This is a genomic window from Microbacterium sp. Y356 (assembly GCF_059445355.1).
On sequence record NZ_JCAIUE010000001.1, the window covers coordinates 745403 to 765887 of the forward strand.

The following is a 20485-nucleotide window of genomic DNA, read 5'->3' on the forward strand; positions in this document are numbered from 1 at the left end:
CACCTCCGCCTGGGGCGTCATCGACGCCCCAGGCGGAGGTGGGGGCGTCATTAACGCCCCAGCCGAGCCGGGCGCATGACCAGCAGCATCCCGCCAATGACGAGCAGCAGGGCGGCGGCCAGTGCGATGCCCCACGGCAGCTTCGCACCGGTGACGGCCAGCTGCCCGGAAGCAACGACCGTGATCTCCACACTGATCGGGTCGAGTTCTCCGGACGCGATGACCAGGGTGTGTGCACCGAGCGACAGATCCGTGGGGATCGACACTTCGAAGCTCACCCGGCCTGAGGCATCAGCCGCGGGGATGCCGGTGACCTCGATCGGGTCGCTGAACAGCGTCGCCGTGACCTGCTGACCGGGTGCCAGACCCGACACGGTCACCGGCAGGGCGCCGCCCTGCTCCACGCGAGCGTCGCCGACGTCAACCGTCGCCCATACGACCACTCCGTCCTCACCCGGATCCCCTGGCTCGGTCGGCTCGGTTGGCGTCCCCGGCTCGGTTGGCGTCCCCGGCTCGGTCGGCGTCCCCGGCTCGGTCGGCGTCCCCGGCTCGGTCGGCGTCCCCGGCTCCTCTGGCTCCGTCGGCGTCCCAGGCTCCTCTGGCTCCGTCGGCGTCCCAGGCTCCTCTGGCTCCGTCGGCGTCCCAGGCTCCTCTGGCTCCGTCGGCGTCCCAGGCTCCTCTGGCTCCGTCGGCGTCCCAGGCTCCTCTGGCTCCGTCGGCGTCCCAGGTTCAGTTGGCTCCGACGGATCTTCCGCCGCCACCAGGCGCGCGACACCCCAGCGGGCCGTGTTCTGGTATCCGGTGCCTGTCGGGTCCGCCCAGGTGTGCACGGCGAAGCGGGCCCCGTCTCGTCCGTCATTGATCTGGAAGTCGAGGCCATGGAAGGTGTCGAGGCCGCCGAGCGGAACGTCGCTCTGACCGCCGGACTCGCCGACGAGGTCGATCGCGACCTCCACGACATAGCCGGTCTCTGTCAGAGCCGTCGCGCTGCTGGCCACGCGTGCCTGCTGCAGCGCGGCATCGCCCGTGCCGAACGACAGGTCCCCGTCGGTCGTGACCCGGATCTGCGTGTCGTTCGGGCCGAACGTCCCGGCCTTCGTGTTGCCCAGATCGAGGAACACCTCGATGGAGTCACGGTTCCACGCGTCGCTGTTGGTGTTGTCGACGACCGGATCCGTCACCTCGTACAGCACGTAGAGCTGGTTCCCCTGCCAGAGCGTGCGCACCTGCGCCTTGGCGCCGCTCGCATCTCCCTCGACCGTCCTCGCCGTCTGCGCCACGGCGGCGTCCGCCCACACCTCGTCGACGATGCCGTCGACCGCCGGGGCTGGTAGCTCCGGGATCTCCAGGTAGGACAGCGGCTCAAGGAATGTGAGCCGCCCCGTCTCACCGGGCGTGTTCCATGCGCCGATGACCGAGTCGCCGACGACGATACGCACGTCGAATTTCGTCGAGAAACCCTCGACGACGTCGCTGTGCGGTAGCTGCACCGCAATGAGATGCTCACCCGCGACGACTGTCTCGATACCGGGGACGGAGTCCGAGGCATCCTTCTGGTAGACGAACTCTTGGTCGCCATAGGTGAACTCGACGCGATCAGGGGCAATCGCGCTGCGAATCAGAACCGTCAGGTGGTCATCGCTCCAGCGCGATTGGAACCCGCCCACGTCTCCGGTCAGCACGTTCTCTGGCAGGTTCTGCCATTCGATCGCGTTCGCGAAGCCATCGGTCAGCGCGATGTCACCGGCGAACACATTAGCGGTGGTGATCAGCGCCGGCAGGCCATCCGGGTCATCGATGATTCCGTAGTAGGCGGGCTTGGCCTGCAGGTCTGCACCGAATACCAGGGGCTCCTGCTCAGATCGCCATGAGCGGTTGTCTGTAAGGCCCCAGATGGTGGCGGCGAACATCTTCTCCGCATCCGGTGCCGCCGCGTCATATGAGCGCAGCAGCCGGAACACATCGCGGTAGAAGTACCCCTGTCTGATCCGGTTGGCCTCGGTGGCCGGGTTGATCGTGACGTCGAGCTCGGTGACTTCCTGCAGCAGGCCGAGGCCGGCGAATCGGTCGAGCGCGCCCTTCAGTGACGCGATCGTGGTGTTGATCGAGACGTGGAACTGGTGGCCGACGCCGTCCACCGGCACTCCGGCGGCCAGCAGCCTCTTCACGAGAGCCTCGTATTGCGCGCCTTTACGGTCTTGCTCGGTGTTGTAGTCGTTGATAAAGAGCTTCACCGGGCGGTCGGTGTCTGATGCCGCGTAGGTGTTGTTAAAGGCCTCGTCTGCGAGTTCGAAAGCGAGATGGATGTACTCCTCGCCGAGCACTTGATACCAGCGGCTCGTGCGCAGCCCATCGCTAGTACTCTGATCCGCCACCACCTCGTTGACGACGTCCCAAGCGACAATCGGATTGGTCGATGAGCCATACAGGCCGTAGTCATCAGAGATAGAACGGGCCACGTTGTCGATGTGGATCGCAAGTCGGTCGCGGAGGATCTGCTTGTCCGCAGCAGAGTCGGTCAACTCCCGCCCGGTGTCGTCCTGGAAGAACCAGTCCGGCGTCTGCGAGTGCCACAGCAACACGTGTCCATACATGCGCAGGTCGTTCTGCTGCGAGAAGTCGAGCAGAGCCGTCGCCTCGGCGTTGCGCTGGAAGTCACCGTTCTCGTCGTACCAGGCCTCCACCTTCATATGATTCTCAGGCGAGATCTGGTCGAAGTGGTGCAGCAGCAGGTCGGCTGCGGCTCCGCTCGTCTCGCGAGAATCGATCGCGACGCCGACCGGGAAGTCCACGGTGTCCTTGATCGGCACCAGGCTGGTGTCGACCGGGTTCGGCTCCGGCACGCTCACGCGCAACTGATCGACCAGGAAGGCCGAGGTGTTGCCGCTGTTGTAGCGAGCCTCGACATAGAGTTCGGCAGCCGTGTCGTATGCGGGCACCGTGAACTCAGCAGACACGTTGGTCCACCCCTCGGCGCTGGCATCCTCGATCTGGAGCAGATTCGCGTACGCCGTGGAGTCGCCAGTGACGGTACGCATCGAAATGCTCAGTCCCTGTCCGACGTCTGCGCCCTTTGCGAAACGCACAGCGGCCTCGATCCGGTAGGTGCTCCCAGGCAGCAGCACGTCGACGACGTCGAGCTGGATGCCGTCACCCTCGTGCGTGCGCCCCGATACCTGCGCGGCGAAGGCAGAATCGTCGGCGCCGCCTGGCACGACTGAGACGGTCGGTGCTGATTCGCCCGACCCGGAGCGCGCGAACCAGCCGTTCAGCTCACCGTCGTCGAAGTTCGCGTCGATCAGCGCGGAATCTCCCCCACCTGCGGCGGGGGCACTGGTGATGAGCACATCGTCTAAATAGAACGATGACGTCGCCGGGTCCACCTCGATATAGACCTGCGTGTCATCCGCGTCTGCCGTCAACGTGCCGGAGATCGTGGTCCATTCCCCCGCGGGGATCGCCGTGTCGCCGACCCAGTGATAGCCGTCCTTGACAAGGAAGCGAGCCTGCGCGGCGGCATCCGGTATTAGCACTCGCGCTGAAAGCGTGTATGTCACGCCCTCGGCGAACAGGCCCTCAGGGCTCTGCAGGGTGTGCCAGGTCTCGGTGCGGTCGGCCACGCTCAGCACCTGACCTGAGGCTCCGGTCGGGTCGGCGGTGACGGTGAGAGTTGGGGCGCCGCTGGCGAACCAATCGCCGGTCGTGCCGTCCTCGAAATCGACGCTCGAGATGATCTCGGGATCGGCCGCAGCAGCGGATATGGGGATGAGTGGGGCCGCGATGAGAGTAGCGGCGGCTGACAATGCCAGCAGGGTAGATCGACGTCGCACGGGGGCGCTCCTTTGCGCAGATGATTTGTCGTTGCCCCAAACATATGGAGCAAACAGCCGTGCGCGTCAACCCGTGACCGAAACGTTACGAAAGTTTAGTCGGAAGTTTCGAAGGCGATTTAGGGTGCCAGCGGCGCCGTACTTCCGCGCACAACGAGGTGCGTGGCGAGATCCATCCGCAGCGTCTCCACGGTCTCCCCCTCCGCCAACCGCAGGACGATCCGAGTCGCTTCCTCCCCCATCCGACGCAGCGGCTGATGAATCGTGGTCAGTTGCGGACTCACCCAGCGCGCGAGAGCGATGTCGTCGTAGCCGACCACTGACAGGTCGGTGGGCACTGCCAGCCCTGCCTCTGTCGCCGCGGCGATCACACCGAGCGCCTGCAAGTCACTACCGGCGAAAATTGCCGTCGGGCGTTCCGGCCCCGCCAGCAGTTCGCGCGCTTCACGTTCGCCGCCGGTGGGATGGAAGTCGCCGAAGCGGATCCAATCTGGCTCGATCGGCAGATTTGCCGCGTTCATCGCCGACCGGTAGCCGTCCACTCTGGCAAGGGAGCACATCATGTCGTCCGGTCCTGTGATCGCCGCGATCCGAGTGTGCCCGAGCTCGATCAGGTGGCGCGTGGCCATCAGGCCCCCCGACCAGTTCGCCGAACCTACCGAAGGCACGTCAGGCGCCGGATCCCCTGCGGGGTCGACGATCGCAAACGGCACGCCGCGCGAGCGGAGCTTCTCGCGGTGCTGACGCGCCAGATCAGAGAAGACGAGCACGACTCCGGCTGGTCTGCGACGCAGGACGCCGTCGATCCAGTCAGCTGAGGGAGCATGCCTGTCACCGCTCACCGTGAGCATCACAGTCAGCCCGGCGGCGTGGGCGACTTCCTCGACGCCTTTGATCACTTCAATCGACCAACTCGACTCGAGCTCATGGAAGACCAACTCGATCGTCTCGGCACGGTGGGGCGAGGCACGCCGCGTGTAGCCGTGGCGCTTTAGAAGCCCCTCAAGACGCACACGGGTGGCCGGCGCGACATCGGTGCGCCCGTTGAGCACCTTGGACATCGTGGCGAGCGAGACACCCGCCTCGGCCGCAATGTCAGCCAGGGTGATGCGAGGAGTGTCGGTCATTGCATTCGATCCCATCCCGTTCGGCCACCGCACGAGGCACATGACACTCGCCCAGCGACAGGACCGATTGTCTCACTCCGAAGCACCCTAGCGAAAGTTTCGAAATCTCGACGGACGCCATAGAGCAGCATCCGAGCGCCAGGAGCGCTGGACTTAGGGGCCTGATTTGCTATAGGTTGTGAACAACAACAATTTACCTACGCGACGCCGCGTCGCAAGAAGGAGCCGTCATGGTCACCCCCACCCGCGAAGACAAGTTCTCCTTCGGTCTCTGGACCGTCGGTTACAACGGCACCGACCCGTTCGGCGGCCCGACGCGCCCGGCACTCGATGTCGTGCACGCGGTCGAGAAGCTCGCTGAACTCGGCGCCTACGGTCTCACGTTCCACGATGACGATCTGTTCGCATTCGGTTCGACCGATGCTGAGCGTCAGACCCAGATCGACCGTCTCAAGGGCGCCCTGGCCGACACCGGCCTCATCGTCCCGATGGTTACAACCAACCTCTTCAGCGCACCGGTCTTCAAGGACGGCGGCTTCACCTCGAATGACCGCGATGTCCGCCGCTTTGCACTGCGCAAGGTGTTCCGTCAGCTCGACCTCGGCGCCGAGCTGGGTGCAAAGACGTTCGTGATGTGGGGTGGCCGCGAGGGCGCAGAGTACGACTCCGCCAAGGACGTCCGTCAGGCACTCGAGCGCTACCGCGAGGCCGTCGACCTGCTCGGCGACTATGTCACCGACAAGGGTTACGACATCCGCTTCGCGATCGAGCCCAAGCCGAACGAGCCGCGCGGCGACATCCTGCTGCCGACCCTCGGCCACGCAATCGCGTTCATTGATTCGCTTGCACGCCCCGAGCTCGTAGGTGTCAACCCCGAGGTCGGCCACGAGCAGATGGCAGGCTTGAACTTCACGGCCGGCATCGCCCAGGCGCTGTTCCACGGCAAGCTCTTCCACATCGACCTCAACGGTCAGCGCGGAATCAAGTACGACCAGGACCTCGTGTTCGGCCACGGCGATCTGCACAACGCGTTCTCGCTGGTCGACCTGCTGGAGAACGGCGGAGTCGGTGGCGTGCCCGCATACGACGGCCCTCGCCACTTCGACTACAAGCCCTCGCGCACCGAAGACGAGACCGGTGTCTGGGACTCGGCCGCGGCGAACATGCGCACCTACCTGCTCCTCAAGGAGCGCGCTGCCGCATTCCGCGCAGACCCCGAGGTGCAGGAGGCCCTGGCTGCGGCCAAGGTCGCCGAGCTCTCCACGCCGACGCTGAACCCGGGCGAGTCCTACGACGACTTCCTGGCGGACCGCTCTGCATACGAGGACTTCGACGCTGACGCCTACCTCGGTGGCAAGGGCTTCGGCTTCGTTCGCCTGCAGCAGCTCGCTACCGAGCACCTGCTCGGCGCACGCTGATCGTGACGCTGGTTGCCGGCGTCGATTCCTCGACGCAAAGCTGCAAGGTCGTCATCCGCGATGTCGACTCCGGTGCTGTCATCCGCTCCGGCCGTGCCGGGCACCCGGACGGCACCGAAGTCGACCCAGCCGCCTGGTGGGACGCGCTGCAGAGCGCGATCGCGAATGCCGGCGGGCTTGACGACGTCGCGGCCGTCGGCGTCGGTGGCCAGCAACACGGGCTGGTGGCGCTCGACGCCACCGGCCACGTCATCCGTCCGTCCCTGCTATGGAATGACACGCGCTCCGCGGATGCCGCAGCTGCGTTGACTGCCGAGATCGGCGCGGAGGAGTACGCCCGTCGCACAGGTCTCGTGCCAGTTGCATCGTTCACGGCGAGCAAGGTGCGCTGGGTAGCCGATGCGGAACCTGCGAACGCAGCCCGCATCGCCGCTATCGCACTCCCCCATGACTGGCTGACCTGGCGTCTGCGCGGCTACGGTCCTGCAGAGGATTCGCCGCTCGGCCCGGTTCTCGAAGAGCTCATCACAGATCGATCGGATGCCAGCGGAACGGCATACTTCGATCCGGCACGAAACGAGTACGACCGGGAGCTGCTTTCGATCGCCCTACGTCGCGATGCTGCTGACGTCGTGCTTCCCCGCGTGCTCGGCCCGTCCGAGCACGTGCTCGGACAGAACGGAATCCTTGTCACCGGCGGTGCCGGAGACAATGCTGCCGCGGCCCTCGGGATGGGTGCGGGCAGTGGCGACATCGGCGTCTCGATCGGCACCAGTGGAACCGTCTTCGCCGTGACCGACGTCGCGGTTGCCGATCCGAGCGGAACCGTCGCCGGTTTCGCCGATGCCACCGGGAGATTCCTCCCGCTGGTTGCGACGCTGAATGCAGCGCGCGTGCTGGATGCCACGGCGGCTTTGCTCGGAGTAGACCACGACGAGTTCGCCCGTCTCGCGCTCTCGGCAGAACCCGGTGCCGGCGGACTCGTGCTGCAGCCCTGGTTCGAGGGCGAGCGCACACCGAATCTGCCGGATGCCACTGCCACCCTGTTCGGCATGACGCTGGGATCGACCAGCCGTGAGAACCTCGCGCGTGCGGCGATCGAGGGCCTGCTGTGCGGTCTGGCTGATGGCCTCGACCGCATCCGCAGCCACGGCGTCAGCGTCGATCGCATTCTGCTTGTCGGCGGAGCGGCGCAGAACGAGGCGGTCGCGCGAATCGCCGCTCAGGTGTTCGACGCTCCTGTGGTGGTGCCAGCCCCCGGAGAGTATGTCGCCATGGGCGCCGCAGTTCAGGCCGCGTGGGGTCTGCGTGGCACGGCTCCGGCATGGCCAGTCGAAATCACCGGGCGCTTCGAAGCCGACGAGCAGCCCGTCATCCGAGCCCAGTACACGGCCCGCCTCCCCTGACCACTCGCCCGCCCGTCGCTGACACAAGTCACCCCGTTTCGTACCGGGTCAGCGACGGGTGGGTGAGCTCACCTGCTCGCCACAGTGCAGGTCGTTTCAGCAGCGAAAGTGGCGAACTCATAGGATCTGGCACCACACTGGAGTCATGACCTTCGCCGCACTTCAGTCACTTGCCGATCGCGTCGCACTCTTCGCCGCCCTTCGCCAGGAGGCACTCACCGCCGCCGTCGACCAGCTCGGCGAACACCGCTGGGATGCTGACATCGCCGCGGGCACGCTCAGCTTCAGCTCGACTGCGAACCCCGAGCAGCAGCTGGTCACGACACCGCACCTGATCGCGACCATCGCACCAGGACCGCGCTCGCTGCTGTGGGCATGGGCGCACCCCCAGGGCGACACTGACGGCATTGCCGCACAGCTGCGCGACTACGGCACGCAGTACGGCATCGCAGAGCTGTCCCAGCCCGAGATCGCGTTCCCGGACGATACCGGTGACGACCTTGACGAGTGGATCGCACAGGCCGCACACCAGATCGGCGCGGTCGCCGTCGAGATCACAGGACGCTCGCCGTACTACTCGGCTCCGATCGAAGGTGGCACTCGTGCGATCTTCGTTCTCGATGCCCCGATTGCACCGCTGACAGTGCAGGATGCTGTCATCACCGCACCTCGCCTGCTGGCCGATCTCAACCTCAGTGACGCACGCTCGTCGGTGTGGGACGCGGCTCGCCTGGCCGGTTGGGGCATGAAGTGGACCGATGACGCCTTCTCCGGAGCGATCGTGACTGACGCAACCGGCGAAGCAACCTTCCATTTCGATGAGCAGGCACGCGTCGCCGGCATCGAGAGCAGGCTCGGCGCCTGATCTGCTCCCGCCTCCGTAATCGAGGCGTGCGCTCCCGTCATCGCTATGAAAGGCTGTGCACATGACGAAGTGGCTCGTACGTGCTGTCTCCCTTTACGTGTTCAACGTGGCGGTGCTGCTGCTGATCGGACTGCTCATGCGGAGCGTCGAGGTCGGCTGGAACGCGCTGTGGGCATCTGTCATCTTGACCTTGGCCACGCTGGCCCTCAAACCGGTGCTGCTGAAGTTCTTCCGTGGCACGGCCGCGAAGTCGACTGGTTCGAGGACAAAGGTCGGCGAAAAGGTCGTCCAGTACGGTCTGGTCTTCGTCGTAGAGCTCATCGTCTGGGTGCTGACCGTGATCCTCAGCGGTGTGAACGTGAGCGGCTGGTTCTGGGGCTACGTGCTTCCGCCGGTGTATCTGCTCATTGCCTGGGTGATCTACGACCAGATCGATGATCGGATCGAGGCGAAGACCGGTCAAGTGATTGGATCGGCGCAGGCGAAGATGACCGGCCGCCGTTCGGCCGGCTCCGCGCCCGCCGAGTCCAGCGCCGGCACCGGCTCCGGCCCCACAACCGCAACCGCCGCCGGTCGGGATGAGCTCCGAGACGGGCTCACCTCCGAACAGCGGCGGATGCTGGACGAGCTGTAGCTCGAACCTGCTCAGCTTCAACCGACGAGTCGCTCCGCGGCCTCGACGACGTTCGTCATCAACAATGCGACCGTCATCGGTCCGACCCCGCCGGGGTTCGGTGACACGAAGCCCGCTACCTCGGCGACATCAGGGTGCACGTCTCCGTAGACCTTCGACTTGCCAGTCTCCTCGTTGAATTCGCGCGTGACGCCGACATCGAGCACCGCAGCGCCGGGCTTGACGTCTTCGGCGCGGATGAGGTGCTTGACCCCTGCCGCGGCGACGATGACATCGGCATCCCGCAGGTACTTCGACATGTCGACCGTGCCGGTGTGCGTGAGCGTCACCGTTGCGTTGAGATCACGGCGGGTCAGCAGCAGCCCGATCGAGCGGCCGATTGTGACACCGCGCCCGACGACAACCACATGCTTGCCCTTGAGGTCGTAGTCGTTGCGCAGCAACAGCTCGATGACTCCCCGCGGCGTACACGGCAGCGGCGTGTGGATCGGCGCATTGACGTTCAGTACCAGTCGACCGAGGTTGGTCGGGTGCAGGCCGTCGGCATCCTTGTTCGGGTCAATCCGTTCGAGGATTGCATCCGTGTCGATGTGCTTCGGCAGCGGTAACTGCACGATGTATCCGTGGCAGCTGTCGTCGGCGTTGAGTTCGTCGATCAGCGCTTCGACCTGCTCCTGCGTGGCATCCGCCGGCAGTTCGCGTTGGATCGAGTTCATCCCGACCGCCTCGGACTGCCGGTGCTTCATGCCCACGTAGAGCTGGGATGCAGGATCAGCACCCACAAGCACGGTGGCGATGCCGGGGGTGATCCCCCGGGCGCGTAGCGCCGCGACACGTTCGGTCAACTCCGCCTTGATGGCCGCCGATGCGACCTTCCCATCGAGTACTGCAGCGGTCACTGCTGAAGGCCCGGGTAGAGCGGGAACGCACCAGCGAGGGCGTCAACACGTGCTTTGAGCGCCGCGACATCTGCACCGGGCAACAGGGCCAGGGCGATGATGTCGGCGACCTCGGTGAACTCGGCGTCGCCGAAGCCGCGCGTGGCGAGAGCCGAGGTGCCGATGCGCAGCCCAGAGGTGACCATCGGCGGGCGAGGGTCGTTCGGCACGGCGTTGCGGTTCACCGTGATGTGGATGTCGTGCAACAGGTCTTCTGCCTGCTTGCCGTCGATCGCCGCGTCACGCAGGTCAACGAGCACGAGGTGCACGTCGGTGCCGCCGGAGCGGACCTTGATCTGAGCATCCGCAACGTCCTGCTGGTTGAGACGCTCCGCGAGGATCTGGGCGCCGCTGATGGTGCGCACCTGGCGGTCTTTGAACTCCGGGGTGGCGGCAAGCTTGAACGCGGTCGCCTTGGCGGCGATCACGTGCATGAGCGGCCCACCCTGCTGGCCGGGGAACACGGCAGAGTTGATCTTCTTGGCGAGATCGGCGTCATTGGTAAGGATGAAGCCGGAGCGCGGGCCGCCGATGGTCTTGTGCACGGTCGAGGAGACGACGTGCGCGTGCGGCACAGGGTTCGGGTGCACGCCGGCTGCGACGAGTCCGGCGAAGTGCGCCATGTCGACCCAGAGGAGGGCCCCGACCTCATCAGCGATCTCACGGAACTTCGCGAAGTCGAGGTGGCGGGGGTATGCCGACCAGCCGGCGACGATGACCTTCGGCTTGTGCTCGATGGCGAGGCGACGCACCTCGTCCATGTCGACGAGCGAAGTCTCTGGGTTCACGCCGTAGGCGACGATGTTGTACAGGCGACCGGAGAAGTTGATCTTCATGCCGTGCGTGAGGTGTCCGCCGTGGTCGAGCGACAGTCCCAGCAGGGTGTCGCCGGGGCGGGCGATGGCGTGCAGCACAGCCGCGTTGGCAGTGGCACCGGAGTGAGGCTGGACGTTGGCGAACTCAGAGCCGAACAGGGACTTGACCCGCTCGATGGCAAGAGACTCGGCGACGTCGACTTCTTCGCAGCCACCGTAGTAGCGGCGTCCGGGGTAACCCTCGGCGTACTTGTTCGTGAGCACTGAGCCCTGCGACTGCAGCACCGAGACGGGCACGAAGTTCTCGGAGGCGATCATCTCGAGGTACGTGCGCTGGCGGTTCAACTCCCGGTCAAGAACCTGGGCGATCTCAGGATCAACCTCGGACAGCGGGGCGTTGAAATACTGATCGGTCATATCGACTTCTTTCGTTGCGGAATAGGTGTCATCGGCCCAGGCGCGCGGTCGAATTTCCGTAACAGTCGCTCCCCGGTGGTGACCCACCCAGACGCCAGTCGCGACCGTTCGAGCATAGCGGAACTCGCCACGCCCAGAGTAGTCGTGACACCTGGCCACCCGCACACCCAGCGGGTAGGTTTTGTTCATGGTCCTTCCCGTTGTTCCGCTTCCCTCTTCTTTCGCAGAATCCCCCGGCGCTTTCCGGCTTACCTCGAGCACGCGCATCGTCGTGGAGAACGAAGCGGATGCCGCGGCATCCGTTCTCGCGAACGTGATCGCCGAGCGCACCGGGCTCCACATTGGCATCGCCGTAGAGCCGGCCGCGACGGGTGATATCGTCCTGCGTCGCACCGCTCGTCAGGGCGAGCACTACACGTTGATGATCGGCGAAAGCGTACGGATCGAGGGGGCAGAGGCTGGCCTCTTCTACGGCATCCAGACTCTGCGTCAGATTCTCACCAAGGATGACAACGGCTGGATACTCCCCCGAGTAGAGGTCGACGACGCCCCGCGTTTCGCATATCGCGGCGTAATGTTCGATGTCGCGCGCACCTTCTTCGACGTCGACGCAGTCAAGGCGTTCATCGACCGGGCGGCATCTCTCAAGTTCAATCACCTGCACCTGCACCTGACAGATGACCAGGGCTGGCGCCTGCAGATCGGCAGTCGTCCGTTGCTGGCCGAGCGCAGTTCGACGACGGCGGTGCTCGGCCGTCCGGGCGGTTTCTATACGAAGGACGACTTCCGCGAGATCGTGCAGTACGCCGCGGCGCACCACATGGTCGTGGTGCCCGAGATCGATCTACCCGGCCACACGCATGCGATCGGCCTCGCATATCCCGAGATCGTGGAACCACCAGTCATGAACGACAACCTGCTGACACAGTCGAAGGAACTCGGCCAACCACTCCCCGAAGCTGGCGAGCCGTATCTCGGCTGGGGCGTCGGGCACTCCTCGGTGAAGATTCACGACGAGGCCACCTGGGAGTTCCTACGCGATGTCCTCACCGAAGTCGCTGAACTCACCCCCGGCCCATACCTGCACGTCGGTGGCGACGAAGCGCTCGGCACACCACAGGCCGACTTCGATGCGTTCATCGAGCGCGTCACCGCGTTGACCGTCGAGCTGGGCAAGATCCCGGTCACGTGGCATGAGGCCGGTTCAGCACAGGTCGCCGAGGGCACGGTCGGGCAGTACTGGGGCAACACCACCCCCGACGACGCGCACGCCGCTGCTGCGCGCCGCTTTGCCGCACGTGGGGGCTCGGTCATCATGTCGCCATCTACCACCGCGTACCTCGACCAGAAGTACGACGCTGACTTCCCGCTGGGCCTGGATTGGGCAGCTGTCATCAACCTGGAGACCGCGTACGGCTGGGAACCGACCACGATAGTCGATGGTCTGCCTCCCGAGGCGATTCTCGGCGTCGAGGCGCCGCTGTGGTCTGAGACGCTGACGACCCTCGACGACATCGACCAACTCGTCTTTCCCCGTGCCGCCGCCATCGCCGAAGTCGCCTGGTCACACGCTGGCGACCGCGACTGGTCCTCCTTCCGCGAGCGCGTCGGGGGGCTGGGAGCAGTTTGGGATGCCGCAGGATGGGGAGGCCACCGTCCTGCCGAGATCGCCTGGAGCAACTGATGACCGCGACCCTGATTCACTCTGCCCGCCTCATCACCGATGGTGTAGAGACCCCCGATTCCTGGGTGCGTTTCGAAGATGGCCGTGTGACCGCGACCGGTACGGGCACCGATTGGGCGGATGCCGACACGGTGATCGACGCGACCTCCGTCGCGGGCCCCGGTGCGATCCTCACGCCTGGATTCATCGACATCCACGTCCACGGTGGCGCCGGAGCATCCTACGGTGACGGCGTCGATGCGATCCGGACCGCCCGCGATCTGCACCGTGCGCACGGCACGACCCGTGGGGTCGTCTCGCTGGTGACAGCGCCGCTGGATGATCTCGCGCGGCGCGTAGGAGAGATCGCCGACCTCATGCAGACGGATGCGGACATCCTCGGGTCGCACCTGGAGGGTCCGTTCCTCGATCCTGCACACCACGGGGCTCACGAGCCCTCGTTGCTGCGCGATCCGGTTGCCGCCGACGTGCAGCGACTCCTCGACGCGGGGCGCGGCACAATCCGGCAGGTGACGATCGCTCCTGAGCTTCCCGGCGGCATCGAAGCCATCCGATTGATCGTCGCGGCAGGTTCCGTTGCGGCTGTCGGCCACACCAGTGCAGATGCCGCACAGGCTGTCGCAGCGTTCGAAGCCGGTGCGACGATCCTCACTCATGCGTTCAACGCCATGCCCGGCATTCACCACCGTGCTCCAGGCCCGGTGCTGGCCGCAGCCGCCGATCATCGGATCGTGCTGGAAGCGATCGCGGACAACGTGCACCTCGACCCGCACGTGATCAAGCTGATCTTCGATTCTGCTCCCGGCCGGGTCGCGCTGGTGACGGATGCCATGGCTGCGGCTGGCAGCACCGATGGAAGTTACGACCTGGGCACCGTCAAGGTGACGGTGAAGGATGGCGTTGCGCGCGCCGACGACACCGGTTCGATCGCCGGTTCCACACTGACGCAGGATGTCGCGCTGCAGCGCGCCGTCCAAGCTGGTGCCTCACTCGTTGAGGCAGTGCGCGCGCTGACTGAGACGCCCGCGGCGGCGATCGGATTCGGCAGCCAGCTCGGGCGGCTTGCACCCGGATACCTGGGCGATGCTGTGCTACTCGATGAGAAGCTGCAGGTCGCGCACGTGCAAACCGGCGGACCACTGCGCTGAATCTCATGTGGGCCCGAGGGCCGGATCGGGCCGCCGAACCCCAGCGGCGGCCCTGTCCCCCGACATGAGAGCGGGTGGACCCGAGAACTCCTCCCCCGAGGTGCTCGAATCCACCCGACCAGCACATTCCCCGCACTGGTGCCGAACTCCGCCCCCCGGTGGAGTTCTGATGGCTTTCTCTGTTGATGAGACGACGACTTGGTGGATTCATTACGTGAAATGTGAGATTTCTTTTCCGGAGTTGTCGTGGAGTTATCAACAGGGGTGGTCAGACTGGGAATTAAGGGAGAGAATGGCTCAGTCGCGTGAAGATCGAACTGTTCACGCGTCTCTTCTTGTGAGAGCACAACCCGCTCCCACGACCGATGGATGACAGTGCAGAACGACGAAACCTCCGAGACAAACGCGGCAGCCGATGCCGACCTGATCCTTCGCACCCGCTCGGGCGACGGGGACGCGTTCGGTGAACTCTGGCGACGCCACTACCGCTCGGGAATGACGGTTGCCCGTTCTGTCACATCGAGCATCGACCCTGACGATCTCGTGCAGGAATCGTACACACGCATTTATCAGGCGATCCTCAAGGGCGGCGGGCCGAACGGTTCGTTCCGCGCGTACCTTTTCACGAGCATCCGCAACACCGCCGCTGCGTGGGGACGCGCGCGTCGCGACACGACGATCGATGAACTGGATGCCGTTCCGGATCCCGACACCACCGAGCAGGCAACCAACGACGCGCTCGACCGCGGACTGACCGCACAGGCGTTCCGCAGCCTTCCCACTCGCTGGCAGGAGGTGCTCTGGTACACCGAGATCGAGCAGATGAAGCCTGCCGAGGTCGCTCCCCTGCTGGGCATGAAGTCCGGTGGAGTCTCGCAGCTCGCATTCCGTGCCCGTGAGGGTCTGCGTGAGGCCTGGATTCAGGCCCACCTGCGCAGTGCCGAGTCCGGTTCAGAGTGCCACTGGACCATCGAGCATCTCGGAGCTCATGCACGCGGCAACCTGAGCGCGCGCGATCAGCAACGCCTCGATCTGCACATCGAAGACTGCGCTCGATGCATGATCGTCGCTGCTGAGGCGCACGATGTGTCCAACCGCCTTGCGCTCGTGCTGCTTCCGCTCGTACTCGGTGTCGCCGGGGCGGCAGGTTACACCGCGATGCTCCAGGGCGGCGGAGCCCCGATCGTGGCACTGGCGGCCATGCCATCGGCCGTGATGGGCGGCGCAGTCACCGTTGGCGGCGCTAGCACCGTCGGCGGCGCTACTGCCAGCGGCGGCACCGCCGCAGGCAGCAATGTAATCGGCGGCAACAGTGGGTCGGCCGGGGGTGCCGGATCCACCGGAGTTACTGCGGGCGGAGCCGGAGCATCCGGCGGGGTCATGACCGGACTCGGTGCCCTAGTTGGCGTCGGATCCGCTGCGCTTGTCATCGCAGGAGTTGTGGCCGCCGCGGCGATCGTGCCCGGCCTTATCTCTGCAAGCCCCGTGACGTCGATGCCGAGTGCAGCAGACGCCAACGACTCGTCGATCAGCTCAGAGGTCACGCCCGACGGTGCACTCGACGCCGACGAGAAGTTCGTCCTCGAAGTCGCTGAGGATGCTCCGAAGTCAACGCCCAAGACGGATGCTCCTGACACCCCCGACACGCCTTCGACGCAGCCCGTGACTCCGTCGGCGCCCGCTGACGGTCGCGATGGCGGCGACGGTGGCAACACTGTCCCTCCCAGCGAGCCCGAAGAGCCTGCGGCGCCAGAGATTCCGGTGGTGCCGACGCCTGAGCCAGAGCCGACGCCGGAGCCGGAGCCCGAGCCAACGCAGCCCCCGGTACCAGAGCCAGAACAGCCAGCCGTGCCGGAGCCAACACCCGAACCGACCCCTGCGCCCAGTCCCGCACCGACGCCCACTGCGCCACAGCCAACGCCGACGCCCACTGCGCCACAGCCAACGCCGACGCCCACTGCGCCACAGCCAACGCCAACGCCGACGCCGACGCCGACGACCACTCCACCACCACCACCACCACCACCACCACCAACAATCCCGGAGGGCGCTCCAGAGTGGGCGGCGGCTAAGCAAGGGTGTTCAGCAGACGACAACGGGATTGTGACGACGGAGTACGTAGTCCCCCTCACCGGGGAACCACGAGCGACCGTGGCTGTTCGAATCGGTGAGGTATCCAATGACACCGAATTCAGCGAGCCATTGGATACCGACGGCATCGGAACGATCGTGCTGCATCCGACCGACGATCAGATCGCTGCCGCTTCAAAAACTGACGTCACGTTCTTCTACGTAGTTGGCGAACATAGTGGCACGCCTACCACGGTTCCTCTTAGCGGGCTTTACGACGGACCGCTCTGCAAGCAGATCGAAGAGCCGACGCCAACTCCGACGGAACCGCCTGCGGAGGTGCTCCCTGAAGGCACGCCGACCTGGAGCACCGCCGAAATTGACTTCGACGTGTTGACCTTGAAGACGCATTATCAGGTACCGATCACAGGGGAACCTGGTTCGACCGTTCGCGCGCTAGTCGATGGAAGCGGCGACGGGGCCGACGAGATCAGCCTCTCCGGTACGGACGGAACCGGAACGATCGATCTCCGCCCGAAGCTGTCTCAAATGTGCAACGACGCAACGGTTTCGTTCGTCTATGTAGCTGGTGACCAGACCGGAGCGGCCACGGAGACGACGCTCTGGAATCTGAACAACTTCAAAGTGCCTGACTCGATCTGTAGCGTGGCATCTTCGTTGAACGCCGACCCCTCTGCCGCCGATATCGCCGGCTACTACGACGCCAGGACTAACGAAGAATCAGCGCAGCCGTCGGATAATCTGGAGTCAGCAGTCCCCACAGATCCTGAACCTGCCGCCGAGCAGGAACCTGTCGCCGCTGATTCGACTCCCACGGACGAATCTGCCAGCGGCACCCAGCGAGAGCCGTCGACCTCCATCGGTGAAACAGCGTCAGATGCCACAGCATCGGATGCCACAGTGCCGTCGGTACACGCGGACCAAGCTGCTTTGCCCGTCGTCGAAGAGCCGGTCGTCGAGGAACCCACCTCTGACCCGGTTGCAGAAGACCCCCTCACGACCGAGGCCGCACCTCCCGCCGAATAGACTGGGAGCATGCCCGAAGCCCCCGACGCAGTCCCCGGTGTCAACCGTCCGACTCTTGTTCCGCTCGACATCATCCGGGCGGTCGTCCTGATCGTCGTGATCGCATCTCTGTCGCTGTGGGGCTTCACCATGTGGATGTTTCCTTGGAACATCGTCCTCGGCATCGGTGCACCGCTGATCGTCCTGCTCATCTGGGCGCTCTTCCTCTCCCCTCGCCCTGTGCTGAGGCTGCATCCGTTCGTGCGGGCCGCCGTTGAGCTGCTGATCTACGTGGGTGTGACCCTCGCCTGGTGGTCGATGGATCAGGCCTGGATCGGCCTCGGCTTCGCGGTCGTCGCCGTCACCGCTGGTCTCTTTGCCGGTCGGAGAAACCTGCAGTGACCGTCGCTGCGGCCCTGCGGGACGCTCTCGGTGACATCGTCGATATCACCGAAGACTCGCTTGAGGCCGCACGAGCGGATCGCTCAGGACACTCTTCTGCGGGCCGTCCACTTGCTGTCGTGCACGCCGAAACGGTCGCGCACGTGCAGCAGACCATGCGCATCGCCACTGCATCCCACACTCCCGTCGTGGTGCGCGGTGCCGGCACCGGGCTCGCAGGCGGGGCCAATGCCGGCCCCGGCGAAATCGTCCTGTCGACACTGCGCATGAACCGAGTAATCGAGGTGCGTCCAGACGACCTGTTCGCGGTCGTCGAACCGGGCGTCCTGAACGCCGAGCTGAACGGCTTGCTCGCGGAGCAGGGCCTGTGGTGGCCGCCCGACCCCGCCAGTCGCGACATCTCCACCATCGGCGGAAACATCGCCACCGGTGCAGGCGGATTGCTGTGCGCCAAGTACGGAGTCGTGCGAGACGCTGTCTTGGCGATCGACATCGTGCTCGCCGACGGACGGCTCATGCACCTCGGGCATCGCAGCGTCAAAGGCGTCACCGGGCTGGATCTCACCTCGCTCGTGATCGGTTCGGAGGGCACACTCGGTGTGGTTGTCGGAGCCACGCTGAAGCTTCGACGCATCATCGAGGGCGAGATCTGCACCATCACCGCCCTGTTCCCCAGCGTGCGCGCTGCGGCATCCGGATCTGCGGCGGTGACGGCATCCGGTGGGCAGCCCGCGATCATGGAGCTGATCGACGCGACCTGCCTCGCAGCGGTGCACGCTTTCCTGAAGCTGCCCGCGCCCACGGCCGGGGCATCCCAATTGACGATCCAGACGGATGGCCCCGCCGCCAAGGCGGAGGCAGACCAGATCGCTGCAGTGCTCCGCCACAACGGTGGCGACGTGACGCTGACCTACGACAGGGATGAGGGCGAGCGACTTCTTGCGATCCGCCGTTCGATACACCCCACATTGGCTGCCCTCGGCACCACACTGATCGAGGACGTCTCCGTTCCTCGAAGCGCCCTGCCAGCGATGTTCGACGAGATCGCCCGTCTCGAGAAACAGTACGGTCTCACGATCCCGACAGTCGCGCACGCAGGCGACGGAAATCTGCACCCGAACTTCATATTCGAGGGCGCAGAGGTTCCTGACGACGTGTGGGAAGCCGCGGACGGCCTTTTCCGCGCCGCCATTCGTCTCGGTGGCACATTGACCGGTGAGCACGGCATCGGCGTGCTGAAGAGCCGCTGGCTCGCCGCGGAACTCGGCGACGACCAGTGGGAGCTGCAGCGACAGATTAAGAGCGTGTTCGATCCGCTCGGCATCCTCAACCCCGGAAAGGTGTTCGACCGTGCCTGACATCCATGTGAGCGCCGCCATCATCCACGACGCCGAGGGTCGCGTGCTCGTCGTGCGCAAGCAGGGCACCACCGCATTCATGCAGCCCGGCGGCAAGCCAGAGGCCGGCGAGAACGCCGCCGAAACTCTCGCTCGCGAGCTCGATGAAGAGCTCGGCCTCAAAGTCGATGAAGGCGCACTGCGCCCGCTGGGCAGATTCATCTCCGCCGCGGCGAACGAACCTGGTCACCGTGTGGTGGCCGATGCCTTTGCACTCACGATCGACGCGGATGCCGTCGCCGTGCAGGCCGAGATCGCCGAGCTGCGTTGGATCACCCCGGCAGACATCGGCACGCTGGAACTGGCCCCGCTCAGCGTGGAGCATCTGCTCCCGCTGGCCTGGCCCTCCAACACATAGCGAGTGGCCCCCGCTTCAACCTATGCCCGGCCCGCTCGTGGATCCAGAGCCGTGGCTCATCGCACACCGCGTTGAACGCCTCGACGCTTCCGGCAGCGGCGGCCCAGACTTCTAACTCGTGAAGATCGAACGAACAATCGCTTCTGCCTCTGGCTTCATAAAATGAGCACAAACCGCCTCCTGAGTGGGGCACCGTTCAAAGTTGTGACAGATAAGGAGAATGAGAGCTCGGAGGAGGGAAACAAGTTGATCGGAGCCGAAGGCACCGATCAACCGATTGGCAACTGCACCGGCCGACTTCGCGAGAATCTGCGCGAGGAACTTCGGCATCCCCAAACCCAGGAACCCGCTGATCATCATTTCCTGAACGAGTTCAATGTACGTTCCTGGGGAAACCGCTTCGCTGGCGTCTTCGAGTAACTGGCATAGCAGATGGGAGCCATTGCGGCGCCGGTACCAGGGCAGACCTGCGAGGAACTCATCAGCTATCAGCCCGTAAACCGAATCCGTTTCGAAGATCACTCGAACTACCGCCGCCGAGCCAGCGTCCCCTCCCCGTCTAAGAAGTACCTCTTGAGAGCGTCGCCGCCCCTCAGCGATACGTGAAGAACCCGGTGGACGCGCGGTCGAAGGCATCTGACGTGGCACTGGCGATGGGCGCCTCGCAGTGTTCCGCTGAGGCGGTGGCGTCGACGATGGTGTCCGCGCTCTGCTCGGAGCAGACGAATGCGCGCGCCCTATCTGCGAGCTGTATCGATGGTCCCTCTTGCATCGCGCACACCAATACATTCCGTTTGCCATCCCCCACCTTCTCATGAAGATCCCCGACATCTACGGCGCCCAGAGGGTCTACGCACGACTGCGCAGCGACGGTCACGAGGTGGCCAGGTGCGCGACGGAACAGCTGTCACAGAGTCCATTCAGAACGGCGGATCAGGGTTCAGGACCCT

General features: G+C 65.1%; 16 protein-coding genes and 1 riboswitch. Of the genes, 10 read left to right on the forward strand and 6 right to left on the reverse strand.

The features are described 5' to 3' along the window. Positions 1-50: 50 nt before the first annotated feature. Positions 51-3830, reverse strand: a complete 3780-nt coding sequence (locus AC1C2Q_RS03660) for an endo-1,4-beta-xylanase (protein WP_495449019.1) — start codon at positions 3828-3830, stop codon at positions 51-53. A 119-nt stretch (positions 3831-3949) separates the two neighbouring features. Next, positions 3950-4957 carry a LacI family DNA-binding transcriptional regulator gene (locus tag AC1C2Q_RS03665; RefSeq protein WP_495449020.1) on the reverse strand — a complete coding sequence of 336 codons (1008 nt, stop codon included), beginning with the start codon at positions 4955-4957 and terminating at the stop codon, positions 3950-3952. Between the two features lie 230 nt (positions 4958-5187). Here AC1C2Q_RS03665 and xylA point away from each other — a divergent pair, with 230 nt between their 5' ends. The 4 genes from xylA (at position 5188) to AC1C2Q_RS03685 (ending at position 9280) form a co-directional block, all read left to right on the forward strand. Continuing rightward, complete coding sequence (gene xylA / locus AC1C2Q_RS03670; RefSeq protein WP_495429694.1) at positions 5188-6375, forward strand: xylose isomerase; 1188 nt, start codon at positions 5188-5190, stop codon at positions 6373-6375. 2 nt (positions 6376-6377) lie between these two features. Next, the gene (gene xylB, locus AC1C2Q_RS03675; RefSeq protein ID WP_495449021.1) at positions 6378-7781 is read left to right on the forward strand and encodes a xylulokinase; all 1404 of its coding nucleotides are present in this window, start codon (positions 6378-6380) and stop codon (positions 7779-7781) included. A 145-nt stretch (positions 7782-7926) separates the two neighbouring features. Then, positions 7927-8646 carry a DUF6882 domain-containing protein gene (locus AC1C2Q_RS03680; protein ID WP_495429696.1) on the forward strand — a complete coding sequence of 240 codons (720 nt, stop codon included), beginning with the start codon at positions 7927-7929 and terminating at the stop codon, positions 8644-8646. 61 nt (positions 8647-8707) lie between these two features. Further along, complete coding sequence (locus AC1C2Q_RS03685; RefSeq protein ID WP_495429697.1) at positions 8708-9280, forward strand: SND2/TMEM208 family protein; 573 nt, start codon at positions 8708-8710, stop codon at positions 9278-9280. A gap of 17 nt (positions 9281-9297) precedes the next feature. On the opposite strand, the gene AC1C2Q_RS03690 is transcribed toward AC1C2Q_RS03685, so the two are convergent. Next, a complete protein-coding gene (locus tag AC1C2Q_RS03690) occupies positions 9298-10179 on the reverse strand; it encodes a bifunctional methylenetetrahydrofolate dehydrogenase/methenyltetrahydrofolate cyclohydrolase (protein WP_495449022.1) in 882 nt (293 codons plus the stop codon). Next, positions 10176-11450: a serine hydroxymethyltransferase gene (gene glyA / locus AC1C2Q_RS03695; RefSeq protein ID WP_495449023.1), complete on the reverse strand. Its 1275-nt coding sequence runs from the start codon at positions 11448-11450 to the stop codon at positions 10176-10178. The genes AC1C2Q_RS03690 and glyA overlap by 4 nt, the downstream gene beginning before the upstream one ends. Before the next feature lie 27 nt (positions 11451-11477). After that, positions 11478-11562, reverse strand: a riboswitch (ZMP/ZTP riboswitch). A 75-nt stretch (positions 11563-11637) separates the two neighbouring features. On the opposite strand from glyA, the gene AC1C2Q_RS03700 reads away from it, so the two are divergent. From AC1C2Q_RS03700 to AC1C2Q_RS03725, 6 genes are all read left to right on the forward strand, one after another. After that, a complete protein-coding gene (locus AC1C2Q_RS03700; RefSeq protein ID WP_495449024.1) occupies positions 11638-13134 on the forward strand; it encodes a beta-N-acetylhexosaminidase in 1497 nt (498 codons plus the stop codon). After that, positions 13134-14282 (forward strand): N-acetylglucosamine-6-phosphate deacetylase, encoded by a 1149-nt coding sequence (gene nagA / locus AC1C2Q_RS03705; protein WP_495449025.1) that lies wholly within the window; start codon positions 13134-13136, stop codon positions 14280-14282. The genes AC1C2Q_RS03700 and nagA overlap by 1 nt, the downstream gene beginning before the upstream one ends. A gap of 369 nt (positions 14283-14651) precedes the next feature. Then, positions 14652-17399: a sigma-70 family RNA polymerase sigma factor gene (locus AC1C2Q_RS03710; RefSeq protein WP_495449026.1), complete on the forward strand. Its 2748-nt coding sequence runs from the start codon at positions 14652-14654 to the stop codon at positions 17397-17399. Between the two features lie 9 nt (positions 17400-17408). Beyond that, positions 17409-17780, forward strand: a complete 372-nt coding sequence (locus AC1C2Q_RS03715) for a YrdB family protein (protein ID WP_495449027.1) — start codon at positions 17409-17411, stop codon at positions 17778-17780. Further along, positions 17777-19138 carry an FAD-binding oxidoreductase gene (locus AC1C2Q_RS03720; RefSeq protein WP_495449028.1) on the forward strand — a complete coding sequence of 454 codons (1362 nt, stop codon included), beginning with the start codon at positions 17777-17779 and terminating at the stop codon, positions 19136-19138. The genes AC1C2Q_RS03715 and AC1C2Q_RS03720 overlap by 4 nt, the downstream gene beginning before the upstream one ends. After that, positions 19131-19535, forward strand: coding sequence for an NUDIX hydrolase (locus AC1C2Q_RS03725; protein ID WP_495449029.1), 405 nt, complete (start codon positions 19131-19133; stop codon positions 19533-19535). Before AC1C2Q_RS03720 ends, AC1C2Q_RS03725 begins: the two co-directional genes overlap by 8 nt. A 111-nt stretch (positions 19536-19646) precedes the next feature. On the opposite strand, the gene AC1C2Q_RS03730 is transcribed toward AC1C2Q_RS03725, so the two are convergent. Together AC1C2Q_RS03730 and AC1C2Q_RS03735 are read right to left on the reverse strand one after the other, a co-directional pair. Next, positions 19647-20057 (reverse strand): hypothetical protein, encoded by a 411-nt coding sequence (locus tag AC1C2Q_RS03730; protein ID WP_495449030.1) that lies wholly within the window; start codon positions 20055-20057, stop codon positions 19647-19649. 70 nt (positions 20058-20127) lie between these two features. Further along, the gene (locus AC1C2Q_RS03735) at positions 20128-20307 is read right to left on the reverse strand and encodes a hypothetical protein (RefSeq protein ID WP_495449031.1); all 180 of its coding nucleotides are present in this window, start codon (positions 20305-20307) and stop codon (positions 20128-20130) included. Between the last annotated feature and the right edge of the window lie 178 nt (positions 20308-20485).